Genomic DNA, 13,610 nt, shown 5'->3' on the forward strand with positions numbered 1-13,610 from the left:
GAACCATGGCCAAGCGTTCGTTCCTGATCCCCGGCGTCGACAAGCGGCTGCTGATCAAGGACTCCATCAAGGCGATGCCGGATTTCACCCGCCGCCGCTTCATCGCGGGCGGAGCGAGCCTCGGCGCGCTGACGCTGCTTACCGGCTGCGATGTCATCGATTCGTCCTCAGCCGAAACCATGCTGGCGAAGGTGTCGAAGTTCAACGATGCGGTGCAGGCGTGGATGTTCAATCCGGACGCACTGGCGCCGACCTTCCCGGAGAGCGCGATCACGAAGCCGTTCCCGTTCAACGCCTACTATGATCTCGACGACGCGCCCGAGATCGACGCCGACGACTGGAAGCTCGAGGTGCGCGGCCTCGTCGACAACAAGAAGTCCTGGACGCTTCCGGAACTCTACAAGTTGCCGCAGGTGACGCAGATCACCCGCCACATCTGCGTCGAGGGCTGGAGCGCGATCGGCAGCTGGACCGGTACGCCCTTGCGCGACTTTCTCAAGCTGATCGGCGCCGACACCCGCGCGAAATATGTCTGGTTCCAGTGCGCCGACAAGGACGGCTACAACTCGCCGCTCGACATGCGCAGCGCGCTGCATCCGCAGACGCAGATGACGTTCAAATACGCGAGCGAGATCCTGCCGCGCGCCTATGGCTTCCCGATGAAGATCCGCGTGCCGACCAAGCTCGGCTTCAAGAACCCGAAATACGTGGTGTCGATGGAAGTCACCAACGAGTACAAGGGCGGCTATTGGGAAGATCAGGGGTATAATTCGTTCAGTGGGAGCTAGCTCCGCATTTGTAGGGTGGGTTAGCCCTGCGGCTGCGCGAAGCGCAGTCCGCTGGCGTAACCCACCTCTTTGGTCTCCGCGGTGACAGAAGTGGTGGGTTACGCTTCGCTAACCCACCTCCAGCACCGAGTCTTTCGGCCCCACCTTCCGCTGGCACAACGCCGCGAGCGCACCAAGCGCAAGCAGCGCCGCCGACACATTCAGCGCATAGGACAGGCTGCCCAGCGCATCAGTGATCGCGCCGACGAAGATCGGCCCGAGCGTCTGGCCGACACCGAACGAGATCGTCATGGCCGCGATCGCGGTCGGCCACACCTCATGCGGATAGTTGAAGCGCACGAAGGCCGTGGTCGAACCGACGACGGCAAAGAAGGCGACGCCGAACACCACCGCAGAGATCGCCAGCCACGCCGTCGAATTTCCGAGGATCGGCAGAGCCGCGCCGAGCGCGTTGGTGCCGAGGATGATGGCGGTGGCAAGTCCGCCGCGATCGAGCGCGAGCACGCCGCGCCAGACCCAGGGCGTGACGAAGGCGCTGACGCCGATCAGGCTCCAGAACGCGGCCTGCGCCGCGGCACCGCCGCCGGCATCGCGCACATAGGCGATCATGAAGGTCATGTAGGCGATGTAGCCCGCGCCGAACAGAAAGTAGCCGGCGAGATAGATCAGCACGGGAGGGATCGCGAAAGAGGCGTGGCTGCCTTCCGTGAAGCGCGCCCTGCTCTCGATCCGGATCAAAAACAGCGGGATCGTCATAGCGGCAGAGAGCAGCGTCAGCGCCCACCACACGATCCACCACGAGCCCGGCCCGAAATACTGGAGCGCGAACGGCGCGATCAGCCCTGAGGCGAGGATGCCAACGCCGGGTCCGGCATAGAACAGGCTGAGCAGGAAATTCGCCCGCTCGGGATGTGACTGCGCGAGGGTGGCAGCCAGCGCGCCGCCGGCGACGAAGCCGGCCGCTGCTCCCAGGCCCAGCACCAGTCGCGCCAGGCTCAGCGCGATGAAATTGCCGGTCAGCGCGCAAGTAGCGAGCGCGGCGACGCAGGCCACGGTTCCGCCGCGGATCGCCACCGACCAGCCGACCCGCCGGATCAGCCGGGACGCCATCAGCGCGCCCACGAGATAGCCGACGGCATTGATGGTGTTCATGAAGCCGGCCGCCGAATAGGACCAGTTGAGGCTGTCCCGCATGTCCGGCAGGACCAGCGCGTAGGCAAAGCGGCCGATGCCGAGCCCGACCGTCGCGGCGAGCGACAGTGTCAGGATCAGCCGCGCGGGATGCGCGTCGGGTTGGGGGCGGCGGTCTGGGGCGTGCAAGGGGTACTCCGGCGACCTGGAGTGTGGCAGGCGAGGGGCGGCTTGCACAGGTACGCCCCGGCAATGGTGTCTTGCCAAGCGCGCAACGCCGCTCTAGCACTCCGGCCACCCGTCATTCCGGGGCGCGCGCCCCGAATCCATTCCGCCGCCGGTGTTGTGGCCCGATGGATTCCGAGCTCGCTCGCTTTGCTCGCGCCCCGGAATGACGAGGCAAGATTTGAGAAGGACCTGACCATGGCGACCCACAAATTGCTGCTGCTCCCCGGTGACGGCATCGGCCCGGAGGTGATGGGCGAGGTGAAGCGGCTGATCGACTGGCTCAATTCGGCAGGGATTGCCAAATTCGAGACCGACAGCGGACTGGTCGGCGGCGCCGCCTATGACGCGCACAAGGTGTCGATCTCCGAAGGCGACATGGCCAAGGCCAAGGACGCCGATGCCGTGATTTTTGGCGCGGTCGGCGGCCCGAAGTGGGATGCAGTGCCCTACGAGGTGCGCCCTGAAGCCGGCCTCCTGCGCCTGCGCAAGGATCTCGGCCTGTTCGCCAACCTGCGTCCCGCCGTGTGCTATCCGGCGCTGGCCGACGCCTCCAGCCTGAAGCGCGAGGCGGTCGAGGGCCTCGATATCGTCATCGTGCGCGAGCTCACCGGCGGCGTCTATTTCGGCGAGCCCAAGACCATCACCGATCTCGGCAATGGCCAGAAGCGCGCCATCGATACCCAGGTCTACGACACCTATGAAATCGAGCGCATCGCCCGCGTCGCCTTCGACCTCGCCAGGAAGCGTCGCAACAAGGTGACGTCGATGGAAAAGCGCAACGTCATGAAGTCGGGCGTGCTCTGGAACGAGGTGGTGACCCAGGTCCATAAGCGCGAATATGCCGACGTCACGCTCGAGCATCAGCTCGCCGATTCCGGCGGCATGATGCTGGTGAAGTGGCCGAAGCAGTTCGACGTCATTGTCACCGACAACCTGTTCGGCGACATGCTCTCCGACATCGCGGCGATGCTGACCGGCTCGCTCGGCATGCTGCCCTCGGCCTCGCTCGGCGAGGTCGACGTCAAGAGCAAGAAGCGCAAGGCGCTGTACGAGCCCGTGCACGGCTCGGCGCCTGACATCGCCGGCAAGGGCCTCGCCAATCCGATCGCGATGATCTCGTCGTTCGGGATGGCGCTGCGCTACTCCTTCGACATGGGTACGCTCGCCGACAAGGTCGATCAGGCGATCGCTGCCGTGCTCGCGAGCGGCCTGCGCACCGCCGACATCAAGTCGGAAGGCACCACGGCCGCCTCGACCACGCAGATGGGCGAAGCGATCCTGAAGGAATTGCAGAAGCTGCACGCGTAACGACGCATGGCGTCATTCCGGGGCGGCCGCGTAGCGGCCGAACCCGGAATCCAGAAGTTATGGCGCGAGATTCCGGGTTCGATGCTGCGCATCGCCCCGGAATGACGACGGAAGAAAAGCAAATGGCCGGGCGCAAGCCCGGCCATTTCGTTTCCGTCAGTCGCGTGCCGCTCAGTACAGCGGGAAATTCCGCGGGTAGCCGCCGACGTCAGCCGGCGTGCTCAGCGGCTGGCGATCGATCGGGCGGTTGTTGTTCTCGCGCGCGAAGGTCGGATAGCCGATAGCCGGCGGGAAGGCGTAATCCATGAACTTGCGATCGCCCGGATTGACCTCGGTGCCGCCGTCGAGCCAGGAACGCTTGCTCACATAGATGCGGGTGCGCGGGCCCTGCTGATAGACGGCGTTGGGACCGCTCGCGCTCTCGTCATAGCGCTGCTTCTTGGTCTGGGCCGAAGCCGACGTTGCAAAACCCATGGCAACGACGGCGCTCGCCGCAAGCCAGATCGCCAATTTGTTCGCGGCAGAGAATTTCGAGCTCATCACGTCCCCTTCAGGCGGCAAGCCGCCAATCGATTTCGCCCCATATTAGCCCGGCAAGGGCGTCCGCAACTAGGTCTATTGGGTCACACCAGGGCGGAATAATCGTGCGCGCAGGCAAAAGTTGCATGAAAACCAGCGACTTGAGCTTGGTGCTGGTCAGAGCGTCCCGCGCAATTGCGCGTTCTCGGCCCCTAACAGCCAGTCCGGCGATCCGGCCGGGCTGCACGGGCGGCGCTTCAGCTCGGCATGGGCGAACAACTCCGCCAGCTTCGGCTCGTTGCCCGATGTCAGGAGGGTCAGCCGGTTCAGTGTGCAGGCGATCGCCGCGCGTTGGGCGGGCAGGGTGTCGCCCTGGCAGGAGAAGCCGGAGATCTGGAGCGGTGCGTCCTCGCTGCCCTTGAAATAGCCAAGGCACGACGGCGTCCCCTTTGCCGCCCCGGCGGTGCGGAACAGCGCGACGGGTCCGAATTTCGTGTCGATCAGTCCGGCTTGCTCGAGTGGCATCGTCGCGCCCATCTGGCTGGCCAGGGCGGCAGAGGCCGGCACGCCTGCGTCGAATTCGCTGCCTGGCCGGTAGATGTCGAGTTCGGCGACGGTCTTGTCTGCCTCGCCGGTCCAGCGCATCATGTCCCTGCGGCCGCCGCCGGGATGCCGGGAGATGATGTAAGAGGCTGATTTTTCGGATGAATCGAGCCGGCTGAGGGCAAAGGCCGGATGCGAGCGGTCGGCAACGCTCCAGCCCGGTTTCAGCGCAGGCTCATCGTCCCGCAGGTCCGGCAACTGGCCGAGGGCTGCAAGACTGAGCATGGCAAGCAGCGCCAGAGCCCCCACATAGGCGAACAGGCGCGCCAGCGTGCCGACGACCTCGTCGGCGAAGCTGGCGAGCGCCAGATGGATACTGGTCCGGGTGGGGGTAGCGGCCATCCTGGCCTCGAGGGACTGCATCCACGGCCTTCAGGCATGGTCCAACGTTGTCTTGGGGCCGGTTCTCGCATAGAAGCGCTGCTCTTCCTGTTTAAGCGTCAGCTTCAGGAAAGGGCTTTTTCATCGGAGAGTGAACGATGGGTTACAAAGTCGCAGTCGTCGGCGCGACCGGCAATGTCGGACGGGAAATGCTGGGCATCCTCGATGAGCGCAAATTTCCCGCGGACGAGGTCGTGGCATTGGCATCACGCCGCAGCGTCGGCGTCGAGGTCTCCTATGGCGACCGCACCCTGAAGGTCAAAGCGCTCGAGCATTACGACTTCTCCGACATCGACATCTGCCTGATGTCGGCGGGCGGTTCGGTGTCGAAGGAATGGTCGCCGAAGATCGGCGCCGCCGGCGCGGTCGTGATCGACAACTCGTCGGCCTGGCGCATGGATCCGGACGTGCCGCTGATCGTGCCGGAAGTGAATGCGGACGCGACCAAGGATTTTGCCAAGAAGAACATCATCGCCAATCCGAACTGCTCGACCGCGCAGCTCGTGGTCGCGCTGAAGCCGCTGCACGACAAGGCGACCATCAAGCGCGTGGTGGTCTCGACCTATCAATCGGTGTCGGGCGCCGGCAAGGATGCGATGGACGAGTTGTTCTCGCAGACCAAGGCCGTCTACACCAATGACGAGCTGATCGCGAAGAAATTCCCCAAGCGCATCGCCTTCAACGTCATCCCCCACATCGACGTCTTCATGGAGGACGGCTACACCAAGGAAGAGTGGAAGATGATGGCGGAGACCAAGAAGATCCTTGATCCCAAGATCAAGCTCTCGGCGACCTGCGTGCGCGTGCCGGTGTTCGTCGGTCACTCCGAGGCCGTCAACATCGAGTTCGACAACCCGATCACCGCCGATGAAGCGCGCGACATCCTGCGCAAGGCGCCGGGCTGCCTCGTCATCGACAAGCAGGAGCCCGGCGGCTACGCCACGCCCTATGAGGCGGCAGGTGAAGACGCGACCTATATCAGCCGCATCCGCGAGGATGCGACGGTGGAGAACGGCCTCGCGCTGTGGTGCGTGTCCGACAATCTGCGCAAGGGCGCCGCACTGAACGCGATCCAGATCGCCGAGGTCCTGATCAACCGCAAGCTGATTACGGCGAAGAAGAAGGCCGCGTAAAAACGGATCGTCCGGCTGCCGGCCCCAACTCGTCGTCCCGGACAAGCGAGCGGAGCGAAGCGCAGATCCGGGACCCAACCACAGGACGTGGTTTAGCGAAGATTCGTGGTTACCAGCTCGCGCGACAACGCAGGCCTGTAGTTGGGTCCCGGATCTGCGCTTGCGCTTGTCCGGGACGACAATCTTATGTGACGCGGCGGTTAGTTAGCCCACCCTACAAGACTAAGCCGCGTCTTTGACGCTGCGAAATTCCTTCGCGACCTTGTCGAGCACGAACAGCGAACCCTCCGCGACGCCGAAATAGGCGCCGTGGAGCTGCATCTGGCCGGCGTCGACCGCCTTGCGCACGAACGGGAAAGTCATCAGGTTTTCGAGGCTGCGGAACACCGCGGCCTTCTCGATGCGCTCGACGAATTGCGCCATGGTTTCGTGGTCGCGCTGCTCGACCACTTCGCCGGGCTTGATGAACATCTGCATCCATTTGCCGATGAAATCGCCCGGCGTGAGCGGCTCGATCTTGTCGACGAAGGCGCGGATGCCGCCGCATTGCGCATGCCCGAGCACCACGATGTGCTTGATGCGCAGCACGGTGACGGCATATTCGAGCGCCGCCGAGACGCCATGCGCGCTCTCATCGGGCTGATACACCGGCACCAGATTGGCGATGTTGCGGACGACGAAGAGTTCGCCCGGGCCGACGTCGAAGATCACTTCGGGCGAGACGCGGGAGTCGCAGCAGCCGATCACCATCACTTCAGGCGACTGTCCCTTCACCGACAGCTCGCGGTAGCGGCTCTGCTCGGCCGGCAGCCGCTGGGTGGCGAAGGCCTTGTAGCCATCCAGCAAGTGCTGAGGGAACGTGATCATGGCCTATGCCTAATCATATGCCCGAGGGGCGAACAAGCCTTTCGAATAGGCAGGCCAAGTGCTATCGGCTCGGTCAAGAGCCCAACTCGAGGAACCCGGAAGGAACGCTTGCATGACCCGCCCGCGCCGCAGCCATCTGTTCATGCCCGGCTCCAACCCCCGTGCCCTTGAAAAGGCGCGCAACCTGCCGGCCGACGGCCTGATCCTCGATCTCGAGGATTCCGTCGCCCCCGACGCCAAGGCGGTGGCGCGCGACCAGATCGCCGCCGCGATCGCGGCCAAGGGGTTTGGCAGGCGGGAAATCCTGATCCGTACCAACGGTCTCGACACGCCCTGGTGGGCCGATGACGTCGCGATGGCCGCCAAGGCGTCGCCGGACGGCATCCTGGTTCCAAAGGTCTCCAGCATCGAGGATCTCGACACGATCGGCCGCCGCCTTTCCGAACTCGGCGCCGCGCCGACGGTCGGGGTCTGGGCCATGATCGAGACTGCGCGTGCGGTCCTGCATGCAGACGAATTGTCTGCAGCAGGGCGCGATCCGAAGACGCGGTTGTCAGGCTTCGTATTCGGACCGAACGACATTTCGCGCGAGACGCGCATCCGGATGCTGCCGGGCCGCGCCGCGATGATCCCGATGATCACCCATTGCATCCTGGCGACGCGCGCCCATGGTCTCGAAATCCTCGACGGTCCCTACAGCGACATCAACAACTCCGATGGCTTTGCGACCGAATGCGCGCAGGGCCGCGATCTCGGCTTCGACGGCAAGACGCTGATCCATCCGTCGCAGATCGAGGCCTGCAACGCGATCTTCACGCCGCCTGATGAGGAAGTCGCGCGCGCCCGAAAAATCATCGCGGCGTTCGAACTGCCGGAGAACGTCTCACGCGGCGCGATCCGGCTCGATGGTGCGATGGTGGAGCGACTGCACGCCGACATGGCCCGGCGCACGATCGAGATCGCGGACGCGATCGCCGCGATGGGTAAGGGCTAGCGGCCAACTTAGGTAGCCTATCACATTGCCATGCGCACCATAGAGCTTGACGCTACCGGTTGGAAAACGCCTTTCGATTTCATATCAGCCCTCAAGGCGACGTTGGGAGCACCGGAGTGGCATGGGTCAAACGTGGTTGCGTTTGTGGACTCTATGGTTGCGGGTGGAATCAACGCCCTCAAGCCTCCCTACGTCATCAAGGTCGTGAATGCGGCCGAACTTGCGCCCGAAGTGATAGACTTAATTCGTGCGATTTCATCTGCAGTTGAGAGCACGCGTCTTCGTAGGCTTGCGCGAACCGGCGAGGATGTTGCCGTCAGCCTTGGGATCGCTAATTAGGACAACTGCGGCTTAACTACGGGCAGCACCCGTCGCTGGATCAGCCGATCCCGCGGGTACGGTGTCAGTGCGTAGTCGTGGCGTCGCGATCGAGTGACTCCAGCGTCGAGGCGTTGCCGCAATAGCCCTGATAATTCTCGGCGGCGGTGCCATCGGCGAGATCGCGGTCGCACTGCGACTTGTGACCGCACAGCGCGCACACCCGCTCCATGTCGCGCAGCAGCAGTGGCTGCGTGCGGCCGAGTTGCTCCGCGCTGATGCCGAGCTGGTCCAACATTTTCGGCAGCTCGTCGGCGGCGTGCCGGCCGTGACGGACCAGCTCCTCCAGATCATCGGGAGCGATCCTGAGATCGCTCGCGATCCGGTCGAAATCGGCGCGATCGAGCTGCCGCATTTCGTTCAGCTCGCGGCGATGCTTCAGCCAGTTCGCAAAGGACTCGATGAGGTCCTGGACGATGGGATACGGCCTGCTTGCGGTGCTCATGCGAGGTTCCATTCGGACGAGTGAATTGGATCCAATAGAGCACAATGGTGCATATGCGCGTTGCGCTGGATCAAATTCAGCTCTCGTGTCCCGGACGCGGTGCAGCGCGCCGCACCGAACTCGGGACACGCGAGGTGGGAGCGTGATGAAATTGAGTTGGTCGCGCCCGCAAAGTCGGTGCGCTCCCTCTGCCGCTTGCGGGGAGGGCTGGGGTGGGGGTGCTTCCGCTATCGAGATACTCCCCGTGTGGAGAGAGCCCCCACCCGGCGCTTCGCGCCGACCTCCCCCGCATGCGGGAGAGGTGAACCGCGTCCGGGACACGAGAGCGCTACGCAACGAATAGAACTAGCGAAACCTCTCCGTCGCCCACGCGTACAGGCTGCCCGGAATCGGTGGCTGGCCGCCGCGGCCCTTGGGCGAGATGTGCAGGCCGATGATGTCGGGATTGGTGACGAGGCCGAGATAGCTCGACGGCTCGAAGAAAAGCTTCGGTTCGGCATGCACGGCGTAGAACGACTGCTTCGGCAGCGCATTCCGTAATTCGCCGGTACGGCGCGCGAGCGCGGTCAGCGCCGCAGGCCCAAAGATCGCGACGCGGATGTCGGAGAGACGGTTCGAGCCGCCGCGCAGGCGGCGCATCGCAAAGGTGATGCGATGGCGCAGCGACAGCCAGTTGGGCGTCAGCTCCTCCTGCTCCATCAGGTCTTCGAAGGCGCGAACGATGCCATGCTCCGCCGGCAGATAGATCACGGAGTTGCCGAGCTGGCGTGGCCGCTCCCAGGCGAAGTACGGTTTTACGGGATCGATCTCGACGGGCTTCAGCAGCAGCACGTCGGCGTCGAGCCAGAGGCCGAGGCTCTTTGCCATCAGCTTCATGCGAAAGAAGTCGCTGAACTGCAGCGTGGTCCAGTCGCGCCAGCCGCCATCCGGCTGCGGCGGCCGCAGCCGTTCGGAGAAGGCATGCGGCAGGATCGCCTCGGCGTCCGCGTTGCCGACGCCTGTGGGCAGGCCGGGGATGGGGTCGAAGCTGTAGACCGTGACCTTGTGGCCGGCCGCGAGCTGCGAGCGCAGACAGGTCTGGCGCAGCGCATCCATCGGGCCATGCCAGAAGGTGACGACGTCGGGAAGCATGAAGGGAAGCTATAAGGGATAACGAGAGCAAAGAAAAAGCCCCGGCGCTCACGGCACCGGGGCTCGAACCGAAAAGCCGATCTCAGGCCCAGGCGCGCTCGCGCTTGAGCTTCTCCTCGTAGGTGTCGATCGAGGACTTCTTCTCCATCGTCAGGCCGATGTCGTCGAGGCCGTTGATCAGGCAGTGCTTGCGGAACGGGTCGATCTCGAACTTGACCTTGCCGCCGTCGGGTCCGCGGATCTCCTGGTTCGGCAGATCGATGGTGAGCGTCGCATTGGCACCGCGCTCGGCATCATCGAACAGCTTGTCGAGGTCTTCCTGGCTCACGCGGATCGGCAGAATGCCGTTCTTGAAGCAGTTGTTGTAGAAGATGTCGCCGAACGAGGTCGAGATCACGCAGCGGATGCCGAAGTCGAGCAGCGCCCAGGGCGCGTGCTCGCGGCTCGAGCCGCAGCCGAAATTGTCGCCGGCGACCAGCACCTTGGCGTTGCGATAGGCCGGCTGGTTGAGCACGAAATCCGGATTCTCGCTGCCATCGTCCTTGTAGCGCTGCTCGGAGAAAAGCCCCTTGCCAAGGCCGGTGCGCTTGATGGTCTTAAGATACTGCTTCGGAATGATCATGTCGGTGTCGACATTGATGATCTTCAGCGGCGCCGCGACGCCTTCCAGCGTAGTGAACTTGTCCATGGTTGCGCTTCCCGGGGTAGGTCAGGGGAACAGGTATTTATCGCGATCGGGGCCCGAATCCTAGGCCGAATTAGGCAGATCTAGTCTGCTTGAGCCTCAATCGCCGCCATATCATCGTCCGACAGGCCGAAATGGTGGCCGATTTCATGGATCAGCACGTGGCGGACGATGTGGCCGAGCGCTTCCTCATGCTCGGCCCAGTAGTCCAGGATCGGCCGGCGGTAGAGCCAGACCATGTTGGGCAGCCGCGCCACGTCGCCAAGGCTCTGCTGCGGCAGGCCGACGCCCTGGAACAGGCCGAGCAGGTCGAATTCGCTCTCGCATTCCATCTCGTCCAGGACCTCATCGGTCGGGAAGTCGTCGACCCGGATGATCACGCCCTCGCAGAGGCCGCGAAACTGCGCCGGCAGCCGTTCGAAGATGTCGTGCGCCACCACCTCCATCTCGGCCAGCGAGGGCGCTTTCAATTCCGTCCACATGCTCTCTCCTTACCGCGGGTTCCGTAGCGATGCATCCAGCTTTATAGGATGGGACGAAGAGTTGACGCCGCCCGCGAAAACGGGGAGCGTACGGCGGCTCGGTGGGGATGTTTCAGGTGGGTGGTACGATGCGGGCGGGAACAGCGGTACTGGTTCTACTTTGCATGGGGTTGTTTTCGCAGTTTTGCGTTGGCGCGAAAGCCCAGACGGCTGGTCCCGAAGTCCGATTGGCCCAGGCGGCCTCGCCCGATGCCCCGCCGTCACGCAAGCGGGCCCCCACCCGGCTCCGCGTGACGCCCTACTACAATCCGGATGGCGTCTATCCGCGCTACAATCCCGGTCCCGACGCGGTCCGCGAGTGCAACGCGACCTATGTTCAGGAATATCGGCCAAGCGGCACGGTGATCGTGCCGCGCATGAGCTGCTACTGGCGCCGGGGCTGACGCCCGGCCGATCCGGAAAAGTGGAGATCGGTTTTCCGGCAAGATCATGCTCGATCAAGAATCTAAAGCGCGATGGTCGCGCGTCAGTGTCCGCGCAGCGCGCCGATCAGCCCGGCGCCGATAATGAGCGCGGAAGCTCCATAGACCAGGATCGCCATCACGAGCTGCGTCAGCGGGCTTGCGCTGCCGGCTTCGACGCCTGGCCCCTGCGCGGCGAGCGCCGTGCTCGCGCCAAGGAGCACACTTGCTGCGATCACCAGGCAAGACATCGATCGTCCGTGAGACTGTGCCATGAGCATGTCCTGCATTCGCTTGACCAGAAGATACGTGCGTCAATGACGGCCGGTTTCGGCGGCGCGTGAAATCTTGCGCCGGCGCTGCGGAACTCGCCGCGTGTGCTCTGCATTCATGTCTGTGGTGCGCTCATTCACACGCGATTCAGGCCGTGGGCTCTAGCGTCGTTCTCGTGCAGCGACGTCTTCGCACTGCGTGCACCGCAGGAAAGATGTCAGGAGATCACACAGGAAATGCAGTCTTTGAAAGTCTTCGGCCTCAAGGCCCTGGGTCTTGCGGCCGTCGGAGCGTTGTTCGTTATCGCTGCGCCGGTCGAACGCGCGCAGGCCGTATCGCTGATCAATCCGGGCGCCGCGCAATCGGTGCTGGATGTCGCCAAGCCCACGACCGAAGTGCGCTGGCATCACTGGCATCCCCGCCATCATTGGCACTGAATCGTCATCATCGCCACTGGTGAGGCGACAGCGCTCACGCGCGGACAGGCCCGGCTCCCGGGCCTGTTTTTGCTTGCAGACGGCCGCGTGAAGCCCGCATGCTGAGGGCGGAGGTCGTCATGCCGAAACGGATTACACTGGCCGTCGTTGTCGGGCTGGCCGCCGGCTTGCCGAGCGTCTCCGTTGCTCAGCCTGTGGCGAAACCGGACGCCTCAGCAGGGGTGGCGGATTTCGGTGTACGACGCCACGCGCGACACCACGACGTTGTACGCCGCTATGCGCCTTACGAGCCGCACTACTACGCGCGGCCCGTCTATTATCGCCCTTATCCTTACGCCGTACCTTATCCCTTCGTGTTCGGCTTCGGGCCGTGGCGGTGATGTCGCCGCGTTAGCCGGCGGGCGCAAATCCCTTGACCAGAAGCACGGTCGCTTGTGCGCCCGCCTTGCGGTCGCGTGAGATCTCCAGATAGTCAGGTGAGTTCGAGAAGGCGTGAAACGCAGCCTCGTCGGGAAACGACATCATGACAAGCTTATCGAACAGCCAGGTGCCTTCCAGCAGGTGCGGATGTTCATCGGCAGCGAGCAGCCGTCCATCGAACTTCCTGAACACCTCGTAGAACCGCGCCTGATAGCGGTCATAGGCTGCGCGGTCGGTCATCTTCAATTGTGCGATCGCATAAACAGTCATCGCAAAAAACTCCAAAGTCGCGGCGCTGCGTCGCAGCCCGATGCGCGGAACGTCGTTCATTCAGAAGGCGTTCACGTCGCTGTCCCTAATTTAACGTTGGCAATGACCGCAATGAAAGACGCCGAGAACAGGCGTCGTTGTGCGGATTCAGGGAGAATTCCATGCTGAGGGGGTTGGGTCCCGCGGCAAGCCCGATGCGCTTGCTCGGACTTGCGGCCGTTGCAACACTGATACTGTCGGTGGGAAGTGCGCGTCGCGCCGGGGCGCTGACCTTGATCAATCCGGCGACCTCGCCTGTGGCGAAGGCCGCGACCTGCGTACCGCTATTGGTGATGTGAGCCGCTTCGGCTAACAGCGGGTCGTCATGGCCGGGNTGTCCCGGCCATCCACGTTTTTACCTCGGGCTCTGAAGTTCGTGGATGCGCAGGGACAAGCCCGGGCATGACGGAGAACGCGGCTAAATCCAATCCTTCAGCTTCCACGACGCCGGCTTCCAGCGCATCAGGGTCTCGAGTTTCCACTGCCGCAACATCGCCGGCGGCCAGCGGCTGAGCTTTGACGTCTCCTCGACCTCCGGCTTGGCGACGATGCGCAGCGGCGCGGCGCGCCGCCGGTGCTGGCGTGTCGCCTCGCTGATCAGATCGACATATTCAGGCTTGTTGGCCATGGCGCGCGT

At 63.8% G+C, this 13,610-nt stretch carries 20 protein-coding genes; 8 read left to right on the plus strand and 12 right to left on the minus strand.

Annotated elements, in window-relative coordinates:
* Positions 1 to 5 precede the first annotated feature (5 nt).
* On the plus strand, positions 6 to 788 hold the full coding sequence (locus AYJ54_RS39170) for a molybdopterin-binding protein (RefSeq protein ID WP_063707843.1): 783 nt from the start codon (positions 6 to 8) through the stop codon (positions 786 to 788).
* Positions 789 to 896: 108 nt separating this feature from the next.
* On the opposite strand, the gene AYJ54_RS39175 is transcribed toward AYJ54_RS39170, so the two are convergent.
* Positions 897 to 2,108: a YbfB/YjiJ family MFS transporter gene (locus AYJ54_RS39175; protein ID WP_063707844.1), complete on the minus strand. Its 1,212-nt coding sequence runs from the start codon at positions 2,106 to 2,108 to the stop codon at positions 897 to 899.
* Between the two features lie 234 nt (positions 2,109 to 2,342).
* Between AYJ54_RS39175 and leuB the strand changes: the two genes are divergently transcribed.
* The gene (gene leuB, locus AYJ54_RS39180; RefSeq protein ID WP_063707936.1) at positions 2,343 to 3,455 is read left to right on the plus strand and encodes a 3-isopropylmalate dehydrogenase; all 1,113 of its coding nucleotides are present in this window, start codon (positions 2,343 to 2,345) and stop codon (positions 3,453 to 3,455) included.
* Between the two features lie 171 nt (positions 3,456 to 3,626).
* Here the strand turns inward: leuB and AYJ54_RS39185 are convergent, their stop codons facing one another.
* Together AYJ54_RS39185 and AYJ54_RS39190 are read right to left on the minus strand one after the other, a co-directional pair.
* Positions 3,627 to 3,995 (minus strand): hypothetical protein, encoded by a 369-nt coding sequence (locus AYJ54_RS39185; protein WP_063707845.1) that lies wholly within the window; start codon positions 3,993 to 3,995, stop codon positions 3,627 to 3,629.
* A 156-nt stretch (positions 3,996 to 4,151) separates the two neighbouring features.
* Positions 4,152 to 4,940, minus strand: a complete 789-nt coding sequence (locus AYJ54_RS39190; RefSeq protein WP_063707846.1) for a hypothetical protein — start codon at positions 4,938 to 4,940, stop codon at positions 4,152 to 4,154.
* Between the two features lie 116 nt (positions 4,941 to 5,056).
* On the opposite strand from AYJ54_RS39190, the gene AYJ54_RS39195 reads away from it, so the two are divergent.
* Positions 5,057 to 6,091 carry an aspartate-semialdehyde dehydrogenase gene (locus AYJ54_RS39195; protein WP_063707847.1) on the plus strand — a complete coding sequence of 345 codons (1,035 nt, stop codon included), beginning with the start codon at positions 5,057 to 5,059 and terminating at the stop codon, positions 6,089 to 6,091.
* A gap of 222 nt (positions 6,092 to 6,313) precedes the next feature.
* Here the strand turns inward: AYJ54_RS39195 and AYJ54_RS39200 are convergent, their stop codons facing one another.
* Positions 6,314 to 6,958: a carbonic anhydrase gene (locus tag AYJ54_RS39200; RefSeq protein WP_063707848.1), complete on the minus strand. Its 645-nt coding sequence runs from the start codon at positions 6,956 to 6,958 to the stop codon at positions 6,314 to 6,316.
* 112 nt (positions 6,959 to 7,070) lie between these two features.
* On the opposite strand from AYJ54_RS39200, the gene AYJ54_RS39205 reads away from it, so the two are divergent.
* Both AYJ54_RS39205 and AYJ54_RS39210 read left to right on the plus strand, forming a co-directional pair.
* Positions 7,071 to 7,952: an HpcH/HpaI aldolase/citrate lyase family protein gene (locus AYJ54_RS39205; protein ID WP_063707849.1), complete on the plus strand. Its 882-nt coding sequence runs from the start codon at positions 7,071 to 7,073 to the stop codon at positions 7,950 to 7,952.
* A gap of 30 nt (positions 7,953 to 7,982) precedes the next feature.
* Positions 7,983 to 8,291, plus strand: a complete 309-nt coding sequence (locus AYJ54_RS39210; RefSeq protein WP_063707850.1) for a barstar family protein — start codon at positions 7,983 to 7,985, stop codon at positions 8,289 to 8,291.
* A gap of 64 nt (positions 8,292 to 8,355) precedes the next feature.
* Here the strand turns inward: AYJ54_RS39210 and AYJ54_RS39215 are convergent, their stop codons facing one another.
* The 4 genes from AYJ54_RS39215 to AYJ54_RS39230 all read right to left on the minus strand — a co-directional run bounded on the left by AYJ54_RS39215 (position 8,356) and on the right by AYJ54_RS39230 (position 11,073).
* Positions 8,356 to 8,775 carry a hypothetical protein gene (locus AYJ54_RS39215; RefSeq protein WP_063707851.1) on the minus strand — a complete coding sequence of 140 codons (420 nt, stop codon included), beginning with the start codon at positions 8,773 to 8,775 and terminating at the stop codon, positions 8,356 to 8,358.
* Positions 8,776 to 9,120: 345 nt separating this feature from the next.
* Positions 9,121 to 9,906 (minus strand): glycosyltransferase family 32 protein, encoded by a 786-nt coding sequence (locus AYJ54_RS39220; RefSeq protein WP_063707852.1) that lies wholly within the window; start codon positions 9,904 to 9,906, stop codon positions 9,121 to 9,123.
* Positions 9,907 to 9,988: 82 nt separating this feature from the next.
* The gene (gene leuD, locus AYJ54_RS39225) at positions 9,989 to 10,594 is read right to left on the minus strand and encodes a 3-isopropylmalate dehydratase small subunit (protein ID WP_063707853.1); all 606 of its coding nucleotides are present in this window, start codon (positions 10,592 to 10,594) and stop codon (positions 9,989 to 9,991) included.
* 80 nt (positions 10,595 to 10,674) lie between these two features.
* Positions 10,675 to 11,073, minus strand: a complete 399-nt coding sequence (locus AYJ54_RS39230; protein ID WP_063707854.1) for a metallopeptidase family protein — start codon at positions 11,071 to 11,073, stop codon at positions 10,675 to 10,677.
* Between the two features lie 164 nt (positions 11,074 to 11,237).
* Here AYJ54_RS39230 and AYJ54_RS39235 point away from each other — a divergent pair, with 164 nt between their 5' ends.
* Positions 11,238 to 11,516 (plus strand): hypothetical protein, encoded by a 279-nt coding sequence (locus AYJ54_RS39235; RefSeq protein ID WP_063707855.1) that lies wholly within the window; start codon positions 11,238 to 11,240, stop codon positions 11,514 to 11,516.
* Between the two features lie 83 nt (positions 11,517 to 11,599).
* Here AYJ54_RS39235 and AYJ54_RS51610 read toward each other — a convergent pair whose 3' ends face one another.
* A complete protein-coding gene (locus AYJ54_RS51610) occupies positions 11,600 to 11,809 on the minus strand; it encodes a hypothetical protein (RefSeq protein WP_245329241.1) in 210 nt (69 codons plus the stop codon).
* Between the two features lie 234 nt (positions 11,810 to 12,043).
* Between AYJ54_RS51610 and AYJ54_RS39245 the strand changes: the two genes are divergently transcribed.
* Entirely contained in the window at positions 12,044 to 12,244 is a 201-nt protein-coding gene (locus tag AYJ54_RS39245) for a hypothetical protein (protein ID WP_136624240.1), read from the plus strand.
* 119 nt (positions 12,245 to 12,363) lie between these two features.
* Positions 12,364 to 12,624 carry a hypothetical protein gene (locus AYJ54_RS48330; protein WP_082906046.1) on the plus strand — a complete coding sequence of 87 codons (261 nt, stop codon included), beginning with the start codon at positions 12,364 to 12,366 and terminating at the stop codon, positions 12,622 to 12,624.
* A 10-nt stretch (positions 12,625 to 12,634) separates the two neighbouring features.
* Here the strand turns inward: AYJ54_RS48330 and AYJ54_RS39250 are convergent, their stop codons facing one another.
* The 3 genes from AYJ54_RS39250 to AYJ54_RS39255 all read right to left on the minus strand — a co-directional run bounded on the left by AYJ54_RS39250 (position 12,635) and on the right by AYJ54_RS39255 (position 13,601).
* Positions 12,635 to 12,934 carry a DUF1330 domain-containing protein gene (locus AYJ54_RS39250; protein WP_063707938.1) on the minus strand — a complete coding sequence of 100 codons (300 nt, stop codon included), beginning with the start codon at positions 12,932 to 12,934 and terminating at the stop codon, positions 12,635 to 12,637.
* Between the two features lie 85 nt (positions 12,935 to 13,019).
* On the minus strand, positions 13,020 to 13,307 hold a 288-nt coding region (locus AYJ54_RS51725), incomplete at its 5' end, for a hypothetical protein (RefSeq protein WP_210184084.1).
* 84 nt (positions 13,308 to 13,391) lie between these two features.
* Positions 13,392 to 13,601: a hypothetical protein gene (locus tag AYJ54_RS39255; RefSeq protein ID WP_063707856.1), complete on the minus strand. Its 210-nt coding sequence runs from the start codon at positions 13,599 to 13,601 to the stop codon at positions 13,392 to 13,394.
* Between the last annotated feature and the right edge of the window lie 9 nt (positions 13,602 to 13,610).

It is taken from the genome of Bradyrhizobium centrolobii, assembly GCF_001641635.1.
Classification (GTDB): Bacteria; Pseudomonadota; Alphaproteobacteria; order Rhizobiales; family Xanthobacteraceae; genus Bradyrhizobium; species Bradyrhizobium centrolobii.